The 24,618-nt window shown below is 45.5% G+C and carries 10 protein-coding genes; 4 read left to right on the forward strand and 6 right to left on the reverse strand.

The window, feature by feature from the left end; genetic code table 11:
- Positions 1-140: 140 nt before the first annotated feature.
- From QLH32_RS19855 to QLH32_RS06665, 4 genes are all read right to left on the reverse strand, one after another.
- Positions 141-13,286, reverse strand: a complete 13,146-nt coding sequence (locus QLH32_RS19855; RefSeq protein WP_283268770.1) for a BapA/Bap/LapF family large adhesin — start codon at positions 13,284-13,286, stop codon at positions 141-143.
- Positions 13,287-13,670: 384 nt separating this feature from the next.
- The gene (locus tag QLH32_RS06655; protein WP_279959437.1) at positions 13,671-15,170 is read right to left on the reverse strand and encodes a cation:proton antiporter; all 1,500 of its coding nucleotides are present in this window, start codon (positions 15,168-15,170) and stop codon (positions 13,671-13,673) included.
- A 255-nt stretch (positions 15,171-15,425) separates the two neighbouring features.
- Positions 15,426-16,313: a KPN_02809 family neutral zinc metallopeptidase gene (ypfJ, locus tag QLH32_RS06660; RefSeq protein ID WP_283268771.1), complete on the reverse strand. Its 888-nt coding sequence runs from the start codon at positions 16,311-16,313 to the stop codon at positions 15,426-15,428.
- Between the two features lie 31 nt (positions 16,314-16,344).
- Positions 16,345-17,268 carry a DUF808 domain-containing protein gene (locus QLH32_RS06665; protein ID WP_283268772.1) on the reverse strand — a complete coding sequence of 308 codons (924 nt, stop codon included), beginning with the start codon at positions 17,266-17,268 and terminating at the stop codon, positions 16,345-16,347.
- Between the two features lie 473 nt (positions 17,269-17,741).
- Here QLH32_RS06665 and trpS point away from each other — a divergent pair, with 473 nt between their 5' ends.
- The 4 genes from trpS to QLH32_RS06685 all read left to right on the forward strand — a co-directional run bounded on the left by trpS (position 17,742) and on the right by QLH32_RS06685 (position 22,446).
- On the forward strand, positions 17,742-18,755 hold the full coding sequence (trpS, locus tag QLH32_RS06670; RefSeq protein WP_283268774.1) for a tryptophan--tRNA ligase: 1,014 nt from the start codon (positions 17,742-17,744) through the stop codon (positions 18,753-18,755).
- Positions 18,756-19,228: 473 nt separating this feature from the next.
- Complete coding sequence (locus QLH32_RS06675; protein ID WP_267982226.1) at positions 19,229-19,873, forward strand: YqiJ family protein; 645 nt, start codon at positions 19,229-19,231, stop codon at positions 19,871-19,873.
- 30 nt (positions 19,874-19,903) lie between these two features.
- Entirely contained in the window at positions 19,904-21,610 is a 1,707-nt protein-coding gene (locus QLH32_RS06680; RefSeq protein ID WP_267982227.1) for a flotillin family protein, read from the forward strand.
- A gap of 65 nt (positions 21,611-21,675) precedes the next feature.
- Positions 21,676-22,446 (forward strand): Hint domain-containing protein, encoded by a 771-nt coding sequence (locus QLH32_RS06685; RefSeq protein ID WP_283268776.1) that lies wholly within the window; start codon positions 21,676-21,678, stop codon positions 22,444-22,446.
- Between the two features lie 61 nt (positions 22,447-22,507).
- Here the strand turns inward: QLH32_RS06685 and sucD are convergent, their stop codons facing one another.
- Together sucD and sucC are read right to left on the reverse strand one after the other, a co-directional pair.
- Positions 22,508-23,398, reverse strand: a complete 891-nt coding sequence (gene sucD / locus QLH32_RS06690) for a succinate--CoA ligase subunit alpha (protein ID WP_283268778.1) — start codon at positions 23,396-23,398, stop codon at positions 22,508-22,510.
- 14 nt (positions 23,399-23,412) lie between these two features.
- On the reverse strand, positions 23,413-24,579 hold the full coding sequence (sucC, locus tag QLH32_RS06695; protein WP_004674927.1) for an ADP-forming succinate--CoA ligase subunit beta: 1,167 nt from the start codon (positions 24,577-24,579) through the stop codon (positions 23,413-23,415).
- Positions 24,580-24,618: the final 39 nt, after the last annotated feature.

The following is a 24,618-nucleotide window of genomic DNA, read 5'->3' on the forward strand; positions in this document are numbered from 1 at the left end:
TTCTAGTCATTATAAGGATTTTTAAAAAAACTATATCGTATATGCTTTTGTTTTGAAATGAATAAACTGTATGTTTTGTGAAAAAGAAAAACCGCCCCATGTTTCCATGAGGCGGTATATTGGGTTTGAATTAAACTAGGTTAGAACAGGATTTGCTGATTATGCAGCAATTCAGCAAGTGTCACTTCACTTGTTTGATTGGTCAGGATGAGCAAGTTGGTTGAATCCGCACCACCTGTGCCATCTCGATCAATTTTCACAGTTGCTGTATGGTTATCTGCATCATATTGGACAGAGAGGTACTGTTCAATATTACCTGCATTTGCACCAGAACCACTGAGCAAATCACGGACATCTATGCGATCAGCCTCGGCATCGACACCAACCTGACCCACATGGAAGTCAGTCCAGGTATCTGTACCGTTGCCACCTGTTGCATCACCTGCAACGAGTAACTGGTAGATTGCTGTATCAGAACCTGCACCGCCCTCCAAGGTATCATTGCCTGCTCCGCCAATGAGAATGTCGTTACCTGCTCCGCCATGAAGTTCATCATTGCCAGTGCCACCATCGAGGTAGTCATTGCCTGCATTGCCAAACAGTTTGTCATTGCCTGCACCACCACGAACGATGTCGTTGCATTGACCACCAGTGAGTGTGTCATCTCCATCATAACCATAGATTCTCACGTTATGGTCGCTTACTGCGGATTGATCAATCACATCAGCAGTCGCTCCACCTTCAACAACATAGCTTGCTGTACCATGACCCAATAGATTGCTTAACAGACCCACATCAAGCAGTTGAGCCAGGCTTTGTACTGTTGGCTGCGCATGTACGCTGTCATAGGCAGTGACGGTTACGCTATCAGCAAGGTTCAACTGTACCAAATCCTTACTTGCATGAATCGTCGCCATGAACTCCATTAGTTTTTGATTGTCAATGGTTCCATTATCCGCAGCAGTGATGATAATTTTCATCGAATCGCTGCCGAAGAGGCTGATACCCTGCAATCTGTCAGTCACATCCACATTTAGGCCAAACTCTGCTGCCAGACCTTGTGAGTATGCGAATCCAACACCATTACCGCCCAACAATGTTGTCAAGAGGTTAATGACATTGAGTCCAACGATACCTGAGTTGTATTCGATCTCAACTCGTTTAATGTCGTTGTTGACATCAACTGCAAGGAGTGGTTGCTGATCCAGGGTGATCAAGCCAGCCACATCTGCACCCACGAGACCCAACAATGCATTATTGGTTAATGCCACCTCTGGTTTTTGTTGGCCTACAGAAGCGATGATATCCAGGTCAAACTCAGCACTGGTGAAAGTATGGCCTGCGGTATTGGTTGCTTCGACAGTAAAGATATACTGACCCAGGCTGGTAATTGGTGCTGTAGTGAGACTCCATTTACCGTCGGCACCTGCGGTGGTTGTACCTACTTCCATACCATTGGCAAACAGGGTCACTGTACTGTTTGCCTCTGCCACACCATAGAAAGTCGGTGTGGTGTCATCGGTTGAGCCCCCATTGAACACATTACCCTGTTCTGCACCGAAGTTGTCTGCAACCGCAAGGATGGCTGGATTCATATCCTGTCCTGCGATGGTGATGGTTAAGGTGGCTGACGAAGTAAAGTCAATACCTGTTGGGTCAGTCATATGATAAGTGAATGTTTCCACCTGACCTAGCCCCACCAGATTTGTGTACGGTGTATAGGTGTAGTGACCATTGGCAGAGATCACCAATGTACCATATTGACCGTGAATGGTGGTCGCACCCATTTCATTGACAGCCACACTTTGTCCATTGAAGTCAACACTGGTGACTTTGGTAAATACAGTCACGCTGTCATCTGCAAGAACATTGCCTGTCACTGGTAGAACTGCGTGCTGACTTGGATCATATACATCTGCTGTTGCAGTCAGTTTACCTGCCAGACCTACACCAACACCATCGTATGCCATGAATGCACGGTATTGACCTGCATCGAGGTTATTCACCGTAGCCACAACCTGACCATTTGCAAGCAGATCGAGGTTAATAATGCCACTGGTGTTAGAACCTGCTACGGCCACCCATTCGCCATTGACCAGTTTTTGAACCACAACTTTATAGTCATCATTCAAGACACCCAAGCTGATTGCCGTACTATAGCTAAAGGTCATATTTTGTGTATGTCCATCCGCTACCGTAAAGCTCATGGCTGGTGTTCCAAGGATCGGTAAATTAATACCAGCAACACCAATCAATGCAGCATAGGCCTGTTCACCAATCATCAGGTCATTGCCCACCAGCAATGCGCCAGAGTCGATTCCTGCCACTGCTACATCTGCATCAGCCGCGATATTAACGGTTGCAGGTGCCAATGGATTCATCGGATCCCAAGTCATATCCACAAGATCGCTATCGATATGGATAATCAATTGGGCAGATGCCTGATAGTCATTGCCTGTTGGGTCAACAATGTTATAGGTGAAGTGTTCAACCTGGCCTAGACCAGCATTGTCCGCATTTGGTGTATAGGTGTAGCTGCCATTTGCATACATCACCAAGGTACCGTATTGACCGTTGATGGTGATGACACCACTCGCTCCGATATCTACAGTATTCGCGCCATAAGTCACTGAATGGACCACTGTAAATGGTGTGGTGGTATCGCTATGTCCTGTGACACCCACATCACCAAGCACGTTGCCATGAACAGCCACTGAAGTGTAGCCATTGACAATGGTGTTTAGATCATAGAGGTCGGCTGTTGCGGTCAACGTGCCTCCTAAACCACCACCAAGTACGCCTGTGTAAACCATCGCGGCACGGTATTCACCTGTTGCCAGACCAGTCAGTGTGACACCCGCACCTGAGTTGAGCAGTTGTAGATCCAGCACATTCCATTGACCAGAACCATTCAATGCCACCCAGTTACCTGATGCATCTTTATGTTGAATCACCAGTTGGTAATCACTCAATGCGCCTGCACCAATCAAGGTGCTGTAACTTAAGGTGACATCACCTGTTGCGGTATTGACATTGAAGCCAACACTGTTGCTACCGATGATTGCAGCATTCAGGCCAAGCAAGCCAACAAGAGCAAGGTATCCATGACTGCCAAGAACCGCATCGTGTTCAACCACCGCATATTGTGGTTGGGCAATTTGATCCAGATCGTAGATGTCGGCTGTTGCGGTCAGGTTACCAAGTAAGCCCACTTCTCCAAGAGAACTGTCATAAGTCATGAATGCACGGTATGTACCCTCACCTAGACCATGCATGGTTGCAGCAACCTGTCCAGAGGCAAGCAACTCAAGACTAATGAAGCCATCTGTCATCGCGTTGTTGACAGTGACCCACTGGTTAGTGGCTGTATCGAATTTTTGGACAAGGACACCATAGCCATCACCAAGAACACCAACAGTTGCCAGAGCGCTGTAACAGAACGTCACATCGGCACTTTCGCCTGCCGCCACGGTGAAGTTAATGTCACCATTATCAAGCAATGACAGGTCAAGATCTGATAGACCAACCAGTGCAAGGTAACTATGGCTACCAAAGTCCACATCATCGCCAACTTGTAACAATGATGGGTTAATCGCTGCGGTCACCAGATCATCAACTGCGTTGAAGTCAATGGTTGCAGGTTGTGCAGGATGATCTGCATCGCCCCATGTCATATCCACCTGATGACTATCTAAATGGAAGTACAAGGTTGCTGATGAACTCATGCCAGTCGCTGGGTCATGCAAGGTATAGGTAAACTGATCAACCAGACCTAGACCTGCACTATTTGCATTTGGTGTATAGGTGTATTCACCCTGCTCATCGATCTGTAGCGTACCGTAATGACCGACGATAGTCAGGCCAGCACTTGTCATGTCTGTGGTTGTGCCATTGAAAGTGACACTTTGTAAAACAGTGGTCGCGGTAAGAACATCAACCTCTGTGCCATGCAAGCCCACATCTTCAATCACATTGCCCCTTGCAGCCGTTACCACATAGTTCACTTGGGTTGTGCTATAAACATCTGCGGTTGCAGACAATGTTCCAAGCAAGCTTACATCAATGACCGCTCCTTCATGGGCCAGGAATGCACGATATGTACCAGCAGCAAGGTTGTTCAGTGTGACGCTGTTGCCTGACAGTACATCTAGATTCAGGAAGTCAGCATCACCTGTGCCCTGCACCGCTACCCAATGCCCTGACGCATCCAGTTTTTGAACCACGAGTTTGACATCATCAAGTACACCCGCACCCAGTGGCAAGCTATAACTGAATGTGACGTTATCTACAGTGCCACCTGCAACATTGAAGTTGATCGCATCTGATCTTAATGCCTGTAGATCAAGATTTGCGATGCCCACCATTGCGAGATAACCATGACTACCCAGGTTGGCATTATCGAACAGTTGTTGTGGAACAACATCGATATAAGCATCTGCCAGGTTGTCAAAGGCATGTATTTGCAATAATGGATCAACCACAATTCCGATCTGCGCATTTGCAGTATCGATATGACCAAATCCATCAGTTGCCGTTGCCACAATGTTCACAACACCATTGACCGCCGCAGAGGCTGGAAGACTGACGGTGATATAACCATTGTCCACATCTGCTGAATTGACAGTGTAAAGCGTACCATTGACGTTAATCACAGTACCATCAACCGCATCAACCCCCAGATTCACATGGATATCGAACACGCCATCTGTACCAAGCTCATCCAGATTGATGACACCATCACCATTGAGGTCTGCCACGACATCAATCGTAGTGATCAAGTCCTGAACATCCAGCGCATAGTCATGTGCCGTAGTAATTGAACTACTATTACCTGCCGCATCGGTAAAGGTTGCTGTTGCATCAACGGTGAGATCATCATCAAGTGCGAGATCACCACCATCAACATTGACAGTCCAGGTTGCATTTGTACCCGTGAAATTCACGGTCGCGTCATAATCCACACCATTGATCGTTACAGTCACGTGGGTATTGGCCGAGTTCGCAGCCTCTCCTGTAACACCTGTCAATGTACCTGTCACAGTCACTGTGCCGCCTGCTTCAAGGGCATCAAGAATGTCATCACCAGTGATTGGATCAATCGTAATGACTGTACCATCCGTACTTGGTGGGATGGTATCCACACCAATCCATGTTGCTGCGGAGTCAAGATTACCCCAGACATCATGTGCCTGTGCAGAGATATTCATCAACTGATTGACGCCAACAATACTGGCTACGATATAGCCATTTTGTAGATCGGTTGAGTTGACTGTATATGATTGACCATTCACCGTTACCACCATGCCATCATAGGCATCGGCACCCAAACCAACCTGAACATTGAATGTTCCATCTGAACCAAGCTCAGCGGCATTGATCAGATTGTTATGGTCAAGATCATCAATCACCGTGATGTTGGTAATCATGTCCTGTGGTGCAACGATTACACCTGCATTTACTGTATCAGTATGACCATCTGTATCGGTTGTGGTTGCTCCAATTGTAATTGCGCCACTGCCAATCGTTGGAATTGTGATTGGGAATGAGTTGTTTGCAAGATCAGTTGCTGTAACCGTATGGTTGATCGTAATCGTACCACCTGCTACAGGACCAGTTACGGTCACTTGAACCTGCATTCCCTCATAAGCGTCATCTCCAAGTCCTATATGCGCCTGAACATTGGCACTACCATTGAGTTCATGTCCTGTAATTGTTCCATTGGCATTCAGATCAGTATCAATCGTAATGTCAATTAGCAAGTCATGATCGGAATCACTGTCGCTGTCTGAGTCGGAGTCGCTGTCGGAATCTGAATCGCTGTCAGAGTCGGAATCGGAATCGCTGTCAGAGTCAGAGTCGCTGTCGCTATCTGAATCGCTGTCTGAGTCACTGTCGGAGTCTGAATCACTGTCGGAATCGGAGTCACTGTCGCTGTCGGAGTCAGAGTCACTGTCGGAGTCAGAGTCACTGTCGGAGTCGCTGTCGCTATCTGAGTCGGAATCAGAGTCACTGTCTGAATCGGAGTCGCTGTCTGAATCGGAGTCACTGTCTGAGTCTGAATCGCTATCAGAGTCACTGTCGGAGTCGGAATCGCTGTCGGAATCAGAATCGGAGTCGCTATCGGAATCACTGTCGGAATCTGAGTCGCTGTCGGAGTCAGAGTCACTGTCGGAGTCTGAATCGGAGTCGCTGTCGGAGTCTGAGTCACTGTCAGAATCGGAGTCGCTGTCAGAATCTGAGTCGCTGTCGGAGTCTGAGTCGCTGTCAGAATCTGAGTCGCTGTCGCTATCTGAGTCTGAGTCGCTGTCGGAATCTGAGTCGCTGTCGGAATCGGAGTCGCTGTCGCTATCGGAATCGCTGTCAGAATCGGAGTCGCTGTCGGAATCGGAGTCACTGTCAGAATCAGAGTCGCTGTCTGAATCGGAGTCACTGTCTGAATCGGAGTCACTGTCAGAGTCTGAGTCACTGTCAGAGTCGGAGTCGCTGTCGGAGTCGGAGTCACTGTCGGAGTCGGAGTCACTGTCGGAGTCGGAGTCACTGTCGGAATCTGAATCGCTGTCGGAGTCTGAATCACTGTCTGAGTCAGAGTCACTGTCGGAGTCTGAATCACTGTCTGAGTCAGAGTCGCTATCTGAGTCGGAGTCACTGTCGCTGTCGGAATCTGAATCACTGTCGCTATCTGAGTCGGAATCGCTGTCGGAGTCAGAGTCGCTGTCAGAATCGGAGTCACTGTCAGAGTCGCTGTCGGAGTCAGAGTCGCTGTCAGAATCGGAGTCGCTATCTGAATCGGAATCGCTGTCTGAGTCGGAGTCACTGTCTGAATCAGAGTCACTGTCGCTATCTGAATCTGAGTCTGAGTCGCTGTCAGAGTCAGAGTCGCTGTCGGAGTCGGAGTCACTGTCGGAGTCGGAGTCACTGTCGGAGTCGGAGTCACTGTCGGAATCTGAATCGCTGTCGGAGTCAGAGTCGCTGTCGGAGTCTGAGTCACTGTCGGAGTCTGAATCGGAGTCGCTGTCGCTATCGGAATCGCTGTCAGAATCTGAGTCGCTGTCGGAGTCTGAGTCGCTGTCAGAATCGGAGTCGCTGTCGCTATCTGAGTCTGAGTCGCTGTCGGAATCTGAGTCACTGTCGGAATCGGAGTCGCTGTCGGAATCTGAATCGCTGTCAGAGTCGGAATCGCTGTCAGAGTCGGAATCGCTATCTGAATCGGAGTCGCTGTCAGAGTCACTGTCAGAATCGGAGTCGCTGTCAGAATCGGAGTCGCTGTCGGAATCAGAGTCACTGTCGGAATCGGAATCGCTGTCGGAATCGGAGTCACTGTCGCTATCGGAGTCACTGTCGGAATCGGAGTCGCTGTCAGAATCGGAGTCGCTGTCAGAATCGGAATCACTGTCGCTGTCTGAGTCGGAGTCGGAATCGCTATCTGAGTCGGAATCAGAGTCACTGTCTGAATCGGAGTCACTGTCAGAATCGGAGTCACTGTCTGAGTCAGAGTCGCTGTCAGAGTCGGAGTCGCTGTCAGAATCGGAGTCACTGTCGGAATCGGAGTCACTGTCAGAATCGGAGTCACTGTCGGAATCTGAATCACTGTCGGAATCTGAGTCAGAGTCGCTGTCAGAGTCGGAGTCGCTATCAGAATCGGAGTCACTGTCGCTATCTGAGTCAGAGTCGCTGTCAGAGTCGGAGTCGCTGTCGGAATCTGAATCGCTGTCAGAGTCGGAATCGCTGTCAGAATCGGAGTCACTGTCGCTATCTGAGTCGGAATCGCTATCTGAGTCACTGTCGCTATCTGAGTCGGAATCGCTATCTGAGTCGGAATCGCTGTCAGAGTCACTGTCGCTATCTGAGTCGGAATCGCTGTCAGAGTCGGAATCGCTGTCAGAGTCGGAATCGGAATCGCTGTCGGAATCGGAATCGCTGTCGGAGTCACTGTCAGAATCGGAGTCGCTGTCGGAATCAGAGTCGCTGTCTGAATCTGAGTCACTGTCGGAATCGGAGTCGCTGTCGGAATCTGAATCGCTGTCAGAGTCGGAATCGCTGTCAGAGTCGGAATCGCTATCTGAATCGGAGTCGCTGTCAGAGTCACTGTCAGAATCGGAGTCGCTGTCAGAATCGGAGTCGCTGTCAGAATCAGAGTCACTGTCGGAATCGGAATCGCTGTCGGAATCGGAGTCACTGTCGGAATCTGAATCGCTGTCGGAGTCGGAGTCGCTGTCAGAATCGGAGTCGCTGTCAGAATCGGAATCACTGTCGCTGTCTGAGTCGGAGTCGGAATCGCTATCTGAGTCGGAATCAGAGTCACTGTCTGAATCGGAGTCACTGTCAGAATCGGAGTCACTGTCTGAGTCAGAGTCGGAATCGGAGTCGCTATCTGAATCTGAGTCACTGTCAGAATCTGAGTCACTGTCAGAATCGGAGTCACTGTCGGAATCTGAATCACTGTCGGAATCTGAGTCAGAGTCGCTGTCAGAGTCGGAGTCGCTATCAGAATCGGAGTCACTGTCGCTATCTGAGTCAGAGTCGCTGTCAGAGTCGGAGTCGCTGTCGGAATCTGAATCGCTGTCAGAGTCGGAATCGCTGTCAGAATCGGAGTCACTGTCGCTATCTGAGTCGGAATCGCTATCTGAGTCACTGTCGCTATCTGAGTCGGAATCGCTGTCAGAGTCACTGTCGCTATCTGAGTCGGAATCGCTGTCAGAGTCGGAATCGCTGTCAGAGTCGGAATCGGAATCGCTGTCGGAATCGGAATCGCTGTCGGAGTCACTGTCAGAATCGGAGTCGCTGTCGGAATCAGAGTCGCTGTCTGAATCTGAGTCACTGTCGGAATCGGAGTCGCTGTCGCTATCTGAATCGGAGTCACTGTCGGAGTCTGAATCACTGTCGGAATCGGAGTCACTGTCGCTGTCGGAGTCAGAGTCACTGTCGGAGTCAGAGTCACTGTCGGAGTCGCTGTCGCTATCTGAGTCGGAATCAGAGTCACTGTCTGAATCGGAGTCACTGTCAGAATCGGAGTCACTGTCTGAGTCAGAGTCGCTGTCGCTGTCTGAGTCAGAGTCACTGTCGCTATCTGAATCTGAGTCTGAGTCGCTGTCAGAGTCAGAGTCGCTGTCGGAGTCTGAGTCACTGTCGGAGTCTGAATCACTGTCGGAATCCGAGTCGCTGTCGGAATCCGAGTCGCTGTCGGAATCCGAGTCGCTGTCTGAGTCGGAGTCACTGTCGGAATCTGAATCGCTGTCAGAGTCGGAGTCACTGTCGGAATCCGAGTCGGAGTCACTGTCAGAGTCGGAGTCGCTGTCTGAATCGGAGTCACTGTCAGAGTCGGAGTCACTGTCAGAGTCGCTGTCTGAATCGGAATCGCTGTCGGAGTCGGAATCACTGTCGGAGTCGGAGTCGCTGTCGCTATCTGAGTCGGAATCAGAGTCACTGTCTGAATCGGAGTCGCTGTCAGAATCGGAATCGCTGTCGGAGTCACTGTCAGAGTCTGAGTCACTGTCGGAGTCGGAATCTGAATCACTGTCAGAGTCAGAATCACTGTCGGAGTCTGAATCGCTGTCAGAGTCAGAGTCGCTGTCTGAATCGGAATCGCTGTCGGAGTCGGTATCACTGTCAGAGTCGCTGTCTGAATCGGAATCGCTGTCGGAGTCGGAATCACTGTCGGAGTCTGAATCACTGTCGCTATCTGAATCGCTGTCTGAGTCACTGTCGGAATCGGAGTCGGAGTCACTGTCAGAGTCGGAGTCGCTGTCTGAATCGGAGTCGCTGTCTGAATCGGAGTCACTGTCAGAGTCGGAGTCACTGTCTGAATCGGAATCGCTGTCGGAGTCGCTGTCGCTATCTGAGTCGGAATCAGAGTCACTGTCTGAATCGGAATCGCTGTCGGAGTCGCTGTCGCTATCTGAGTCGGAATCAGAGTCACTGTCTGAATCGGAGTCACTGTCAGAATCGGAGTCACTATCGGAGTCCGAATCACTGTCGCTATCTGAATCGCTGTCTGAGTCACTGTCGGAATCGGAGTCGGAGTCGCTGTCAGAGTCAGAGTCGCTGTCTGAATCGGAATCGCTGTCGGAGTCGGAATCACTGTCAGAGTCGGAGTCGCTGTCGCTATCGGAGTCCGAATCACTGTCGGAGTCTGAATCACTGTCGCTATCTGAATCGCTGTCTGAATCTGAATCTGAGTCGGAATCGCTGTCAGAGTCGCTGTCTGAGTCGGAGTCGCTGTCGGAGTCAGAATCGCTGTCTGAGTCAGAGTCGCTATCTGAGTCGGAATCGCTGTCGCTATCTGAGTCAGAGTCGGAGTCGCTATCTGAATCACTGTCGGAATCTGAATCACTGTCGGAATCTGAGTCGCTGTCTGAGTCAGAGTCGCTGTCGGAATCTGAATCACTGTCGCTATCTGAATCGCTATCGGAGTCAGAGTCGCTGTCGGAATCTGAATCACTGTCGCTATCTGAATCGCTATCGGAGTCGCTGTCTGAGTCAGAGTCGCTGTCAGAGTCGGAGTCGCTGTCAGAATCGGAGTCACTGTCGGAATCGGAGTCACTGTCAGAATCGGAATCGCTGTCGGAATCAGAGTCGCTATCAGAATCGGAGTCGCTGTCGCTGTCTGAATCGGAGTCACTGTCAGAGTCGGAATCGCTATCGGAATCTGAATCGCTGTCGCTATCAGAGTCACTGTCGGAGTCACTGTCTGAGTCAGAGTCGCTGTCGGAATCTGAGTCGCTGTCAGAGTCGGAGTCACTGTCAGAGTCGGAGTCACTGTCAGAGTCGGAGTCACTGTCAGAGTCGGAGTCACTGTCTGAATCGGAATCACTGTCTGAATCGGAATCGCTGTCTGAGTCAGAGTCACTGTCGGAATCAGAATCGGAGTCGCTGTCGCTATCGGAGTCAGAATCGGAGTCACTGTCGGAATCAGAGTCGCTATCTGAATCTGAGTCGCTATCGGAATCGGAGTCAGAGTCGCTGTCAGAATCGGAGTCGCTGTCTGAATCGGAGTCGCTATCTGAGTCGGAATCGCTGTCTGAGTCAGAGTCACTGTCTGAGTCAGAGTCGCTGTCGGAATCGGAGTCACTATCTGAATCGGAGTCGCTGTCGGAATCGGAGTCACTGTCAGAGTCGGAGTCTGAATCACTGTCGCTATCTGAGTCAGAGTCGCTGTCTGAATCGGAGTCACTGTCACTGTCAGAGTCGGAATCACTGTCGGAATCGGAGTCGCTGTCGGAATCTGAATCGCTGTCGGAATCTGAATCGCTGTCGGAGTCGGAGTCACTGTCAGAGTCGGAGTCGCTGTCTGAGTCAGAATCACTGTCTGAGTCTGAGTCACTGTCAGAGTCTGAGTCACTGTCGGAATCTGAATCACTGTCGCTGTCTGAGTCGGAGTCGCTGTCGGAATCGGAGTCGCTGTCTGAATCTGAGTCGCTATCAGAATCGGAGTCACTGTCGGAATCTGAATCGCTGTCGGAGTCGGAGTCGCTGTCGGAATCGGAGTCGCTGTCGGAATCTGAATCACTGTCGCTATCTGAATCTGAGTCGCTGTCGCTATCTGAATCTGAGTCACTGTCGGAGTCGGAATCGCTGTCTGAGTCAGAGTCGCTGTCGGAATCGGAGTCACTGTCAGAGTCGGAATCGCTGTCTGAGTCAGAGTCGCTGTCGGAATCGGAGTCACTGTCAGAGTCAGAGTCGCTGTCGCTATCTGAATCGGAGTCGCTGTCAGAATCGGAGTCACTGTCGGAATCAGAGTCGCTGTCTGAATCGGAGTCACTGTCGGAATCGGAATCGCTGTCGGAATCTGAATCACTGTCGCTATCTGAATCGGAGTCACTGTCTGAGTCTGAGTCAGAGTCACTGTCTGAGTCAGAATCACTGTCTGAGTCAGAATCACTGTCGGAATCGGAGTCGCTGTCGCTATCTGAATCGGAGTCACTGTCAGAGTCGGAATCGCTGTCGGAGTCGGAATCGCTGTCGGAATCTGAATCGCTGTCGCTATCTGAGTCTGAGTCACTGTCAGAGTCGGAGTCACTGTCAGAATCGGAGTCGCTGTCGGAGTCAGAATCGCTGTCGGAATCAGAGTCGCTGTCTGAATCGGAGTCAGAGTCGGAGTCGCTATCTGAATCACTGTCGGAATCTGAATCACTGTCGGAGTCAGAGTCGCTGTCGGAATCTGAATCACTGTCGGAATCTGAATCGCTATCGGAGTCGCTGTCTGAGTCAGAGTCGCTGTCAGAGTCGGAGTCGCTATCAGAATCGGAGTCGCTGTCGGAGTCAGAGTCGCTATCTGAGTCTGAATCACTGTCAGAATCAGAGTCGCTATCTGAGTCACTGTCAGAGTCTGAATCACTGTCTGAGTCGGAATCGCTATCTGAATCACTGTCTGAGTCGGAGTCGCTGTCTGAATCGGAGTCGTTATCATTTGTTGGGACAGTGGCTGTTGCACTATCACCAATACCAGCATTACCTGTTAGATCAGTAAAACTACCATCTGGAATACTGACTGTTACACTGCCAGTGGTCCCTGGATTTCCGTTAGCAACCACGGTACCTGTCCAGCTACCGTCAGGTTGTTGAGTCAAGCCTGTAATTGTGCCGCCTGTTACCACCACATCACTTGGATCAAATCCCTGCACAGGCTCACTAAATGTAATCGTAACTTTACCTGTGGCTTCATCAATCGTAATATTTGCGACTGGAGGAGTCGTGTCAGCTTCATTGTTATTATTAGATCCCGAACCACCTCCACCAGCGGCGGCAATCGCACCACCCGCAACCAGTGCCCCTCCCCACAATGCAGCGGAACTTAACCCCGCCGATGCTGCGGCACCTGTCAATGCTGGTGCTACGGCTGCTATTGGTTGCAATACCGCAGACTCAGCCAAAGCAGGCACAATCGCTGGAAGTTCTTCTAGAAAAACCGCATTTTCATCATCAAAATTATCTGCCGCCACATCGGAGTCTGCATCTGCATCCGCGTCGGCATCTGCGTCAGCATCCGCATCGGCCTCATTTTCTAAATCCTTAAACTGGGCCCATAATAATTGGTTATCGTCACCCTGAAGTACAAGACTATTTTCCGTTGCTCCACCATTATCAAAGAAATTTTGAATAACAATAATTTCTCCATTTTTTAATAGTACAACCGCGTTTAAACCATCTCTTTTTACTTGAGCGATATCGTTAATCTCTACTTTTAGTAATACAACGACTGGTTCAGACGAGGATAGTTTAGTAATGTTATCCGTTGTATTTAAAAGCGTTTTATGGTTTTCCTTGGAAATAATTTGTATCTCAGACATGATATTATTCCTCATTATAATTTATTTGTTTTCAACCGTTTATCAATCATTTTATTGAGTTTTGGTTTGAGTTATTCTGTTTTTGCTTGTGATAGAGTTATCAACTCCACTCTAAAACAATTCAAAAAAATGTTAAATACATCACACAAAATCAAAATAATGTGCAAAAAACACATTACAAAAAATGAGATTTAATTTAATGTTTTTTAATAATTTTTTTATTATCCAAATTATTATTTATTTTTTTTAGTTACATTTATACAGCAATAGTAATAAAAACAGTATTAAATCAAATTAAAAAAGCACCCAATTAAATGGATGCTTAATTTAAAGATATAATGAGCAAACATACATAATGACATTTACTCAACAGAGAATATAATATTAAAAATTATCAGGATTTTCTAAACGTTTCACTTCTTCACGTTTATTTGGATGATGTACAGTTGCGACACCATCATCCGATTTTTTATCCAGTAAAATCTCAGGATTATAAATCGTCAATGTTTCCCGACCCAAGGCATCCTCACCCACAATATATTTAAACCCACGGCGGTTCATCTTATTACATAGGCGTTGATAAACACCTTTAAGTCCTTGAGTTTCTTCATTTGGATTAAAATAAAATGCATTCATTACAGCTGGTAAACCCAACCCACAAACAACACCTGAAAGCAGTACACTAATAAAGGTATAACCAATCAGGATACTACTATAGGGACTCAACTGAGGAACATTTGCAACAGCAAGGATTAATGCCAGGGAGATCCCACCACGTACCCCACCCCATGAGAGAATGGTTAAACTGCCGTTGTAGCTTTTTTTGCGGAAAGATGGGAATAATGCGAAAGCTGAAAAGTTTGCTGCAAAACGAGATAAATGCAGGATTAAAAAGGCAATAATACCACCAATAATTAAATTGGCACTTAAATCCAGAATAAACAACTCCAAACCAATTAGGGTAAACAGGAAAGAGTTAATAATCCCTTCAACGGTATGCCAAAAATGATTAACTTCCTGAATCTCCTGCTCTTCCCTAAATTCCTGCCATTTATTACCGACGATCAAGCCACCAATAACACAGGCGATCGGAGCTGAGGCATGGGCAAATAAAGCCACCAGATATGAACCACTAGCCAATAATGCAGTGGTTAAAATGAGTGACTCCATCTCATGTTTACCACGTAATAAACGCAAGATTGCCAAACCAAAGCCAAAACCAATAATAACCGCTACAAAAATTTCATATAACAAGGTTTCAATTGTTGAAATCAGTGAAAAATGAGCACCTTGTAGAACTTTTAATAAGGTCATGAATAATGCAATACACATCGCATCATTAAATAGAGATTCACCTTCCAATTTTACCATTAAGTGATGCGGTGCTTTAATCGAACTTAACACCCCCTTAACACCAATTGGGTCAGTTGCACCTAAAGCCGCACCTAATAATAATAAAACTTCAATTGGTACTGGATATCCAACAGCCCATTGAAATAAATACAGTAATCCAGCATAAAATCCAGCACACAATACCAGGGCGATTGTTGCCAGAATACCAATTGGCTTCCAGTAGTTGCGTAAATCAGAAATCTTAAACTTTAATGCAGAGGAGGTTAGAATGAAACAAATGACACCATTGATTAAAAAGTCATAAAAATCAATTTCACGGACAGCAGATTCAATATTGTGAATATTAATGGTAATAAACTGGTTACCATTGAGTAAGCTTGCACCCCATTGCAAGATAAAAACGAAAATTGCCGAAACAATCGGTACACCTATCGCCTGTGGAAAGCCAAGTATTCGTTTATTAAAAATGGTGGTGGCGATGGAAAGTGCAAAAATAACGGTTAATGCTTGCAGAAGAAAGAAATTGCCCATAACACCTCTTTATTTATATCAATCGCATACACGAAAGTATCTCGTTCAAAATTTATAACTTAAATTCAATAATGTATTTCAAGCTGCCAAGTCAGTCATAATAACTGAATTTTGAAAGGATTTTATCTATAAGTTTTTCATTTTATTCATATCACAATACAAACATATCAACACACTTGCCTAAAGTCTCTAACAATGACCCAAACCCATTCATTCACAATCTATCTTTTCAAATAAGGATAAAATATCTTTAAGTTACTTAAAGGTATCACACTGATTGATATCACCCGATTTCAGTCCCAACTGGAACCAATGCATACGCTGCTCACTGGTACCATGTGTGAAACTATCAGGAACAACCTGTCCTGTGGCACGTTTCTGCAAATAGTCATCACCAATCTTTTGGGCAGCATCCATCGCTTCCTCGATATCACCCTGCTCCAGAAATTGTGTACGCTGCTGGTTCTGATGTGCCCAGATTCCTGCAAAACAATCCGCCTGCAATTCCAAACGTACTGAAAGCTGATTGCCCTGTGTCTGACTCATTTGTGAACGTGCCTGCTGCACCTGAGAGGAAATGCCCAACAGATTTTGAATATGATGACCAACCTCATGTGCAATCACATAGGCCTGAGCAAAGTCACCCGCCTGATCCTGACGGGAAAATTCTGTTTGGTTCTGTTCTCCAGAGATTCCCATTTGCTGGCGCATTTCTTTAAAGAATGAGGTATCAATATAGACTTTTTGATCTGTTGGACAATAAAACGGTCCCATTGCAGCCTGGGCCGTGCCGCAACCAGAGCGCACCACACCATTAAACAACACTAATCTTGGTGGTTTATAGGACATGCCTAACTGTTGAAAGATAGGAGTCCAGGTATCTTCTGTATCTGCCAGAATAGTTCCGACAAAATCGCTGGCTTCTTTCTGGTCGGCAGTCAGGCTTTGTGGCGCACTGCCCTGTGAGGATTGCGCACTGGTCACAGCCTGGGTCGCCTGATAAGCCTGTTGGGGGTCAACCCCAAAAAACTTCCATGCAACAAAAGCAACAATAAGCCCTAGTATACTGATGCCGCCTGCTTTTGCCCCACCACCACGACGGTCTTCAACATTGGTACTGATTCGACGACCTTTCCAGCGCATAGTGACCTCACATGATTATATTGTCCAAGATTTAAGCGGAAGCCTTTGACCACACTTTCTGAATCAACCCAACAATGATCAATACAATGGCACCTGCAACCAGACCAATACCCAAATTAATCAAGGTCGGTGTCAAGGCGCCAATAATTGAACCAACGCTTGGAATCAGTTCCAAATGGTCTACCGTTTCTTCAGTAAAATGATGCAGCAATGGAATGGTATGGCTAATAATGCCACCACCAACCAAGAACATTGCAACCGTTCCAACAATGGAGAGTGTTTTCATCAACACAGGGGCAAAGGCCAGCAAACCACGCCCAATCTTATTTTTAAATTCAGATGCCTGTTGGGTTAAATATAACCCTAGATCATCAATCTTGACGATCATGGCAACAAAGCCATATACGCCAATGGTCATCACAATGGCAATAATGCTTAATACAGTCACTTTAGTCATAAATGCTGCTGTTGCAACTGTACCTAACGAAATTACCACAATTTCAGCGGATAAAATAAAATCAGTACGAATCGCGCCTTTCACTTTTTCTTTTTCAAACTTGACCAGATCAACTTCAACCTGTTGCAGGTTTTCACTCGCTTCTTCGGCTGTCTTGGCTTTTTTGTGGTGCAGCATATGCACAACTTTTTCTACACCCTCATAACACAGGAATAGGCCACCAATCATCAGCAATGGATTAATCAACCAGGGCGCAACCACACTGATTAAAAGTGCCAGTGGAACAAGAATCAACTTATTCACAAAAGAGCCTTTGGCGACACTCCAGACCACTGGTAATTCACGGTCAGAACGCACACCACTCACTTGCTGGGCATTCAACGCAAGGTCATCCCCCAATACCCCAGCAGTTTTTTTGGCTGCCATTTTGCTCATCACGGCAACATCATCTAAAACTGTCGCAATATCATCCAGCAGTAATAATAAACCACTCGCCATTTTTATATCCTAGTTTGTATTTATGCAGCTATTGTAAAGTGGATTAAAGCCATTTTTATATTTATCTATTGAAAATTCTTTGCGTATTTTTTGTAGGTCTGTTTTACAGAGACTAGGGTCTGTTGACATTTCACCTTGCGAGCTATTCAGCTCTCATTGCGACAGAGGACATTTTTTAGATGGTACAAGGCATGACTTACGAAATTTAGTGATTCTAAATGAGTAAGGTATAACGCAGTAGCGGCAAAAAATGTCCCTGTCCCGTAGGGTTATGGCTAAAACTTCCATAAACTGTGTTATGAAACTTGACAAGGGGGTCGCCATTGCCTGCGTTTCATGCCTTGTTTATGTTGTTTTAGCCTATAACGCAAGACATGGCTGAAATGGCAACAGACCCTACCCCTATTCCCGCAATATACCGTACAATATGCTGCATTAAATATTTATCAAATGACTGAATCTTGGAACATATCATGAGTAATGCTGATCAACGTCCAATAATTTTGACAGGCGACCGCCCTACTGGACAACTTCATCTTGGACACTTTGTTGGTTCATTACGCTCTCGTGTAGGCCTACAGGACAGCCATCATCAGCATCTTTTACTGGCCGATGCACAGGCCCTGACTGACAATGCCGATAATCCAGATAAAGTTCGCAACAATATCCTACAAGTGGCTCTCGATTATCTGGCGGTGGGTATTGATCCAACCAAAACAACCATTTGTGTGCAGTCCTGTTTGCCTGCCCTGAACGAACTCACCATGCTTTACCTTAACTTTGTCACTGTGGCACGTCTGGAACGTAATCCAACGATCAAGTCAGAAATCCAGATGCGTGGTTTTGAACGTGACATTCCAGCAGGGTTCCTATGCTATCCAGTGGCTCAGGCGGCAGACATCACCGCATTCAAGGCAACTGTGGTGCCTGTGGGTGAAGACCAGATTCCAATGATTGAACAAACCAATGAAATCGTGCGCCGTATCAACCGTCAAATCGGACAGGATTTATTACCTGAATGTAAGGCGCTGTTATCCAATATGGGACGTTTGCCAGGTTTTGATGGCAAGGCCAAAATGTCTAAGTCATTGGGCAACACCATTGTCTTAAATGCTTCAGATAAAGACATCAAGAAAGCGGTCAATGCCATGTATACCGACCCAAATCACTTGCGTATTGAAGATCCAGGTCAGGTTGAGGGTAATATTGTATTTACCTATCTAGATGCCTTTGATCCAAACAAGGAAGAGGTTGAGGAACTCAAGGCGCATTACCGTCGTGGCGGTTTGGGTGATGGAACAGTTAAAAAACGTTTAGAGGGTGTGTTGAAAGAATTGATTACTCCTATTCGTGAACGTCGTGCAGAACTGGAAAAAGACCCTGACTACATCATGGACATACTCAAGCAAGGTACTGACAAATGCCGTGACATTACCCAACAAACTTTGGATGAAGTAAAAGCGGGCTTGGGTTTATTTAAATTTTAATTTACGTTACTTTTACCATAAAAAAGCCCATATTTCTGGGCTTTTTTAATTAACTCACTGATTTAAGTCTAATTTAAGAACTACCCAATAAAATTCACAACTAACATTTTTCGTCACTTATTAACATCTATTAACAGTAGGTAACATGAATACCTATGAACTTAGTCAAGTTTTTTTATATTATAGCTACGTAGATTAGAGAAAACTAATCTTATGACATTTCTCCTTTTCATCGGAACTGTTTTTTAACAGATTCGTTGTTCAACGCAATGACAACCCCAATCATTGCGTTTTTTTTCGCCTAAAAAATCCTACCTTTTTACAGGAATATACTCCACAGTGAAATAATCCCAATAAGGCTGAATTGGCATGAATTTAGGTTGAATTTAATACTCATTACATTTACTCTTATAACTGATTTATTTTTATAAAAATTTTATTAATTATCTCCACAAGAAATAAGAGTAATAGTGATGATATGGGATTTATTAACACATCCTTCAAATATTGTTTTTAGCATTTCGTTAATGCTATGCCTGTTTATTGGCGTACTTGAATTCATCTTGCTGCTGTTTGGGGGTAGCTCAAGTTTTCTCGAACAGTTTTTACCAGATAGCCTCACCGATGTAGACCATGCCGATGTCGGAGTGGATCATCCAGAGAATCTCTTTACCCAGTTATTGGAATGGCTGTATTTAGGCAAGGTTCCCTTACTGATCTGGCTCATTATTTTCTTAACTGTATATGCACTAACGGGCCTGATCATTCAGGATATCTTCTTCCACCTAACCGAACATTACCTGTCTGCATGGATTATTGCACCTGCCTGTGTGTTTCTGTGTATGCCTGTGGTGCGTATCAGTGCTGCACTCATCGCCAGGATTATTCCCAAAGATGAAACCACGGTTATTTATAGTGAAGACTTGATTGGCAGGACAGCCCAAATCATTTTAGGGGATGCCAAACCCAACTCCCCTGCACAGGCCAAAGTGAAAGACCAATTTGGTCAAACCCATTATGTTTTGGTTGAGCCAGAACTCGACATTGTTTTTCAGCAAGGACAAGAGGTTATTTTGACGCAGAGAACCAAGATTGGTTTTCAGGCAATTTCGATTTAATTTTTATATTGATGATACGAGGGCATTTAAATGTTTAATTCAGCATTGACTGAAATTTTAATTATTACAGGTGTTATTTTTGCGGCACTGATTTTTATAGGGATTATTATTGCTCGCCTGTACACACGTTCCAGCAAGGAAGTGTCTTTTGTACGTACGGGTTTTGGTGGGGAGAAAGTGATTTTAAATGGCGGGGCAATTGTTCTGCCTGTATTGCATGAAATTATTCCTGTAAACATGAACACCTTGCGTCTGGAAGTCAAACGTGCTGCTGACCAGGCGCTGATTACCCGTGATCGTATGCGGGTGGATGTCATGGCTGAATTCTATGTTCGGGTAAAACCAACAGGTGAATCCATTGCAACTGCGGCACAAACGCTGGGTCGTAAAACCATGTCACCCCAAGAGTTGAAAGACTTGGTTGAAGGTAAGTTTGTTGACTCCCTACGTGCCGTTGCCGCTGAAATGGCAATGGAAGAACTACATGAAAAGCGTGTGGACTTTGTGCAAAAAGTTCAACAGGTCGTGTCAGAAGATTTGTCTAAAAATGGTCTGGAACTTGAAACGGTGTCATTGACTGGTTTAGATCAAACCAGCTTTAAATTCTTTAACCCACAAAATGCCTTTGATGCGGAAGGTTTAACCAAGCTGACCGAAACCATTGAAGACCGCCGTAAAAAACGTAACGACATTGAACAGGATGCTGACTTGGCGATTCGTGCGAAGAATCTGCAAGCTGAACAGGCAAGACTACAAATTTCTCGTGAAGAGGAATATGCCAAGCTACAACAGGAACGTGAAATTTCAATTCGTAAAGCTGAACAAAGTGCTGAAATTGCAGCGCAGGAAGCGGCTAAAAAACGTGAAGCAGAAGAAGCCCGTATTGCTGCTGAACGTGAAGTTGAACTGAAACGGATTGCTTCCGCACGTGATGTTGAAAATGAAAACATCCAGAAAGCTCAGCTCATTCAAAAAGCTCAGGTTGAGCAGAAGAAAACCATTGAACTTGCAGAGCAGGATCGTGCCATTGCGATTGCAGAAAAGTCCCGCGCTGAATCAGAAGCCAAAGCCCAAGCAGATAAAGCCCGTGCCGAAGCAGTAAAAGCCGAGGAAGAAGTTGTGACTGTGCGTGAAACACAACGTGCGGAACGTCAAAAAGCGGTGGAACTGGTTGCTGCTAAACAAACCGCTGAAAAAGAAGCAATTGCCATTACCGTTGCTGCCGATGCAGGTAAAAAAGCGGCTGCTGATGAAGCTGAGGCAATACGAATTGGTGCAGAAGCCGAGGCTGAAAAAGTACGTTTAAAAGCCAAAGGTGAAGCGGATGCCAAAATCCTGCTTGCTCAGGCGTTGGAGAAACAATATCAAGTCGATGCAGAGGGTGCCCGTGCAGTGAATGAGGCGGCCAATACCCTTTCTGCTGAACAGGTGGAAATGCAAATTCGTTTGGCATTGCTCAAACACTTACCTGAAATCATTCGTGAAAGCGTTAAACCAATGGAAAATATTGATGACATCAAGATTTTACAGGTGAATGGTTTAAATGGTTTTGCAGGTGGTTCTGTATCAGGTGAAACAGTTGAAAATACCCAAACCTCTTTGTCTGATCAGGTTGTGAATAGCGCCCTACGCTACCGTTCACAAGCCCCGTTAATTGATAGCTTAATGAATGAACTTGGTTTACAAGGTGGTGATATTAATGGTTTAACTCAAGGGTTGAAACCAAAAGCGGAGTAAGTGTTGTTGATCTAAAAAGAGTCTTAGCCATAAGGCTCTTTTTTTATACAAAATAAGGAATAAAAATGAGTACACATGGCTTTTGTGCAGGGACGCTCGTTCATACAGAACAAGGCTTAATTCCAATTCAAGAGATTAAAGTTGGGGATATGGTGTTATCTAAACCTGAATCAAATGAAGGGGAAATTGGTTACACACCTGTCGTATCAACCTTTCAACATAATAAACAACCCTTATGGTTATTACAGGCGGATAAGTTTTATGGAAGAGATATTAATAATAAAATAGTAAAAATTGTCCAATTAGATAAATATGAAAATGACACATATAATCTATTAGTTACTCCAAATCATCCAATCTGGGTGGTAGGGATAGGCATCTTAGATGAATATAATAATGTATCAAATCAATATGAACCTTACTCACAACCACATTGGAAAAGAATCGACCAACTACAACAATATGAAATGATAGTAAATAATGATGGAATATTGTTTAGTATTGCAAGAGTACAACCTTTATATCAGTTTAAGGAAGCAAATAATAAAGAAGCTCTAGCTAATATAGCTTGGTATCAACAGAATTATCATATCACGTCTGATATGGAAGATTATGATAATTATAATTTTAATTGGGGATGGGCTATTAATGTATTGAAATATCAGGATGCTGACTCAGCAAAAGGAATGCGTTTAATTGGTAAGCCTTGGGATGATAATTCATCATTTGATCCAGAAAACGGAGGAGCCCCTTATACAGCAACAGTATATAATTTTGAGACTGAAAGATACTATACTTACTTTGTTCAACGTTCGGGAATTTGGGTACACCAATAGTATTCCCAATAAAAACCCCAATGACTCCATTGGGGTTTTTTAAAGATTAAAATCTAACGTATTACGCCAAACCTTTCTCTTTTAAAACTTGTAGCATGGTTGAACCAAGCTCCGCAGGGCTACGCGTATACGCCATTCCCGCGCGTTCAAATGCAGCGAATTTCTCTTCAGCAGTACCTTTACCACCAGAAATGATCGCACCCGCGTGACCCATACGCTTACCTTTAGGCGCAGTTACACCCGCGATGTAACCTACAACAGGTTTAGTCACGTTAGATTTGATGAATTCAGCAGCTTCTTCTTCTGCTGTACCACCAATCTCACCGATCATGATGATTGCATCAGTGTCTGGATCATCCTGGAACAATTGAAGCGCTTCGATCTGGTTCATACCTGGGATTGGATCACCACCAATACCGATACAAGTAGACTGACCTAAACCAAGCTTGGTTGTTTGAGCAACAGCTTCGTAAGTCAATGTACCTGAACGTGAGATGATACCAATACGACCTGGTTGGTGGATGTGACCAGGCATAATACCGATCTTACATTCACCTGGAGTGATCACGCCTGGACAGTTAGGACCAACTAAACGAGTACCGTTACCATTCGTTTCCAAGTAGCGTTTTGCTTTTAGCATGTCGATGGTTGGAACACCTTCAGTGATCACAACGATTAGGCCAACACCTGAATCAACCGCTTCAACGATAGAGTCTAAAACAAATGGCGCTGGTACATAGATGACAGATGCATCAGCATTTGTTTCACGTACAGCATCTTTCATAGTGTTAAATACTGGCAAGTCAAGGTGAGTTGTACCACCTTTCCCTGGAGTCACACCCCCCACAACTTTTGTACCGTAATCCAAAGCTTGTGCAGAGTGGAAAGTACCGTTTTTACCAGTAAAACCCTGTACCAATACTTTAGTGTCTTTATTAATTAATACGCTCATGATTGATACTCCCCTTACGCCTTAACTGCAGCTACAACTTTTTCTGCGGCATCAGATAAACCATTCGCAGAAATTAATTTCAAACCAGATTCATCAAGTAATTTCGCACCTAACTCAGCGTTGTTCCCTTCTAAACGAACAACAACTGGTACAGTTACGTTTACTTCCTGAACCGCTGCAATAATCGCTTCAGCAATCATGTCACAACGTACGATACCACCGAAGATGTTAATTAAAACACCTTGTACAGACGTATCAGCAAGGATGATTTTGAACGCTTCGATTACGCGTTCTTTGGTTGCACCGCCACCAACGTCAAGGAAGTTTGCAGGCTGACCACCATAAAGTTTGATGATATCCATGGTTGCCATTGCAAGGCCAGCACCGTTCACCATACAACCGATGTTACCTTCTAAAGCAACATAGTTAAGGTCAAATTCAGATGCTTTTAATTCACGCTCATTCTCTTGCGATTTGTCACGTAAAGCAGCAACTTCTGGTAAACGGTAAAGCGCATTAGAGTCGATACCGACTTTCGCATCTACACATAAAATCTCGCCATTTTCACGAACTGAAAGTGGATTGATTTCAAATAATGCAAAATCATTTTCTACGAATGCCTGGTAAGCAGCAGACATGATTTTTACAAATTGACCGATTTGCTTGTCTTTCAAACCTAAAGCAAACGCAACTTCACGTGCCTGGAATGGTTGTAAGCCAACGAGTGGATCAACTTCAACCTTGATAATTTTTTCTGGTGTTTCTTCTGCAACTTTCTCGATTTCTACACCACCTTCGGTAGAAGCCATGAAAGTAATACGACGGCTAGAACGGTCTACAACCGCACCCAGATAAAGCTCACGTTCAACAGGGTAAACATCTTCAGCAACGATAATGCTGTTTACTGGCTGGCCATTTGCATCTGTTTGATACGTTACAAGACGAGTACCAATGATGTTGTTTGCAAATTCGATAACATCTTCTTTAGATTTCGCAACTTTAACACCGCCAGCCTTACCACGGCCACCTGCATGAACCTGCGCTTTCATTACAGCGAATTTACCACCAAGCTGTTCAAATGCAGCAACTGCCTCATCTGCATTTGTTGCCAAAATACCTTCTTGTACTGGCATGCCATATTTTTTTAATAACGCTTTAGCTTGATACTCATGTAAGTTCATTTAGTTACCTACTATGTTGTTTATTGTGATACAGCCTGA

Source organism: Acinetobacter corruptisaponis (genome assembly GCF_030053775.1).
Classification (GTDB): Bacteria; Pseudomonadota; Gammaproteobacteria; order Pseudomonadales; family Moraxellaceae; genus Acinetobacter; species Acinetobacter corruptisaponis.

What these genes read in the sequence shown, in the direction of transcription:
- QLH32_RS06665 (WP_283268772.1), bottom strand. Translation starts at nt 17,268, where the DNA reads ATGGCGAGTGGTTTATTATTACTGCTGGATGATATTGCGACAGTTTTA.
- trpS (WP_283268774.1), top strand. Translation starts at nt 17,742, where the DNA reads ATGAGTAATGCTGATCAACGTCCAATAATTTTGACAGGCGACCGCCCT.
- sucD (WP_283268778.1), bottom strand. Translation starts at nt 23,398, where the DNA reads ATGAGCGTATTAATTAATAAAGACACTAAAGTATTGGTACAGGGTTTT.
- QLH32_RS06680 (WP_267982227.1), top strand. Translation starts at nt 19,904, where the DNA reads ATGTTTAATTCAGCATTGACTGAAATTTTAATTATTACAGGTGTTATT.
- ypfJ (WP_283268771.1), bottom strand. Translation starts at nt 16,313, where the DNA reads ATGCGCTGGAAAGGTCGTCGAATCAGTACCAATGTTGAAGACCGTCGT.
- QLH32_RS06675 (WP_267982226.1), top strand. Translation starts at nt 19,229, where the DNA reads ATGATATGGGATTTATTAACACATCCTTCAAATATTGTTTTTAGCATT.
- QLH32_RS06685 (WP_283268776.1), top strand. Translation starts at nt 21,676, where the DNA reads ATGAGTACACATGGCTTTTGTGCAGGGACGCTCGTTCATACAGAACAA.
- sucC (WP_004674927.1), bottom strand. Translation starts at nt 24,579, where the DNA reads ATGAACTTACATGAGTATCAAGCTAAAGCGTTATTAAAAAAATATGGC.
- QLH32_RS06655 (WP_279959437.1), bottom strand. Translation starts at nt 15,170, where the DNA reads ATGGGCAATTTCTTTCTTCTGCAAGCATTAACCGTTATTTTTGCACTT.
- QLH32_RS19855 (WP_283268770.1), bottom strand. Translation starts at nt 13,286, where the DNA reads ATGTCTGAGATACAAATTATTTCCAAGGAAAACCATAAAACGCTTTTA.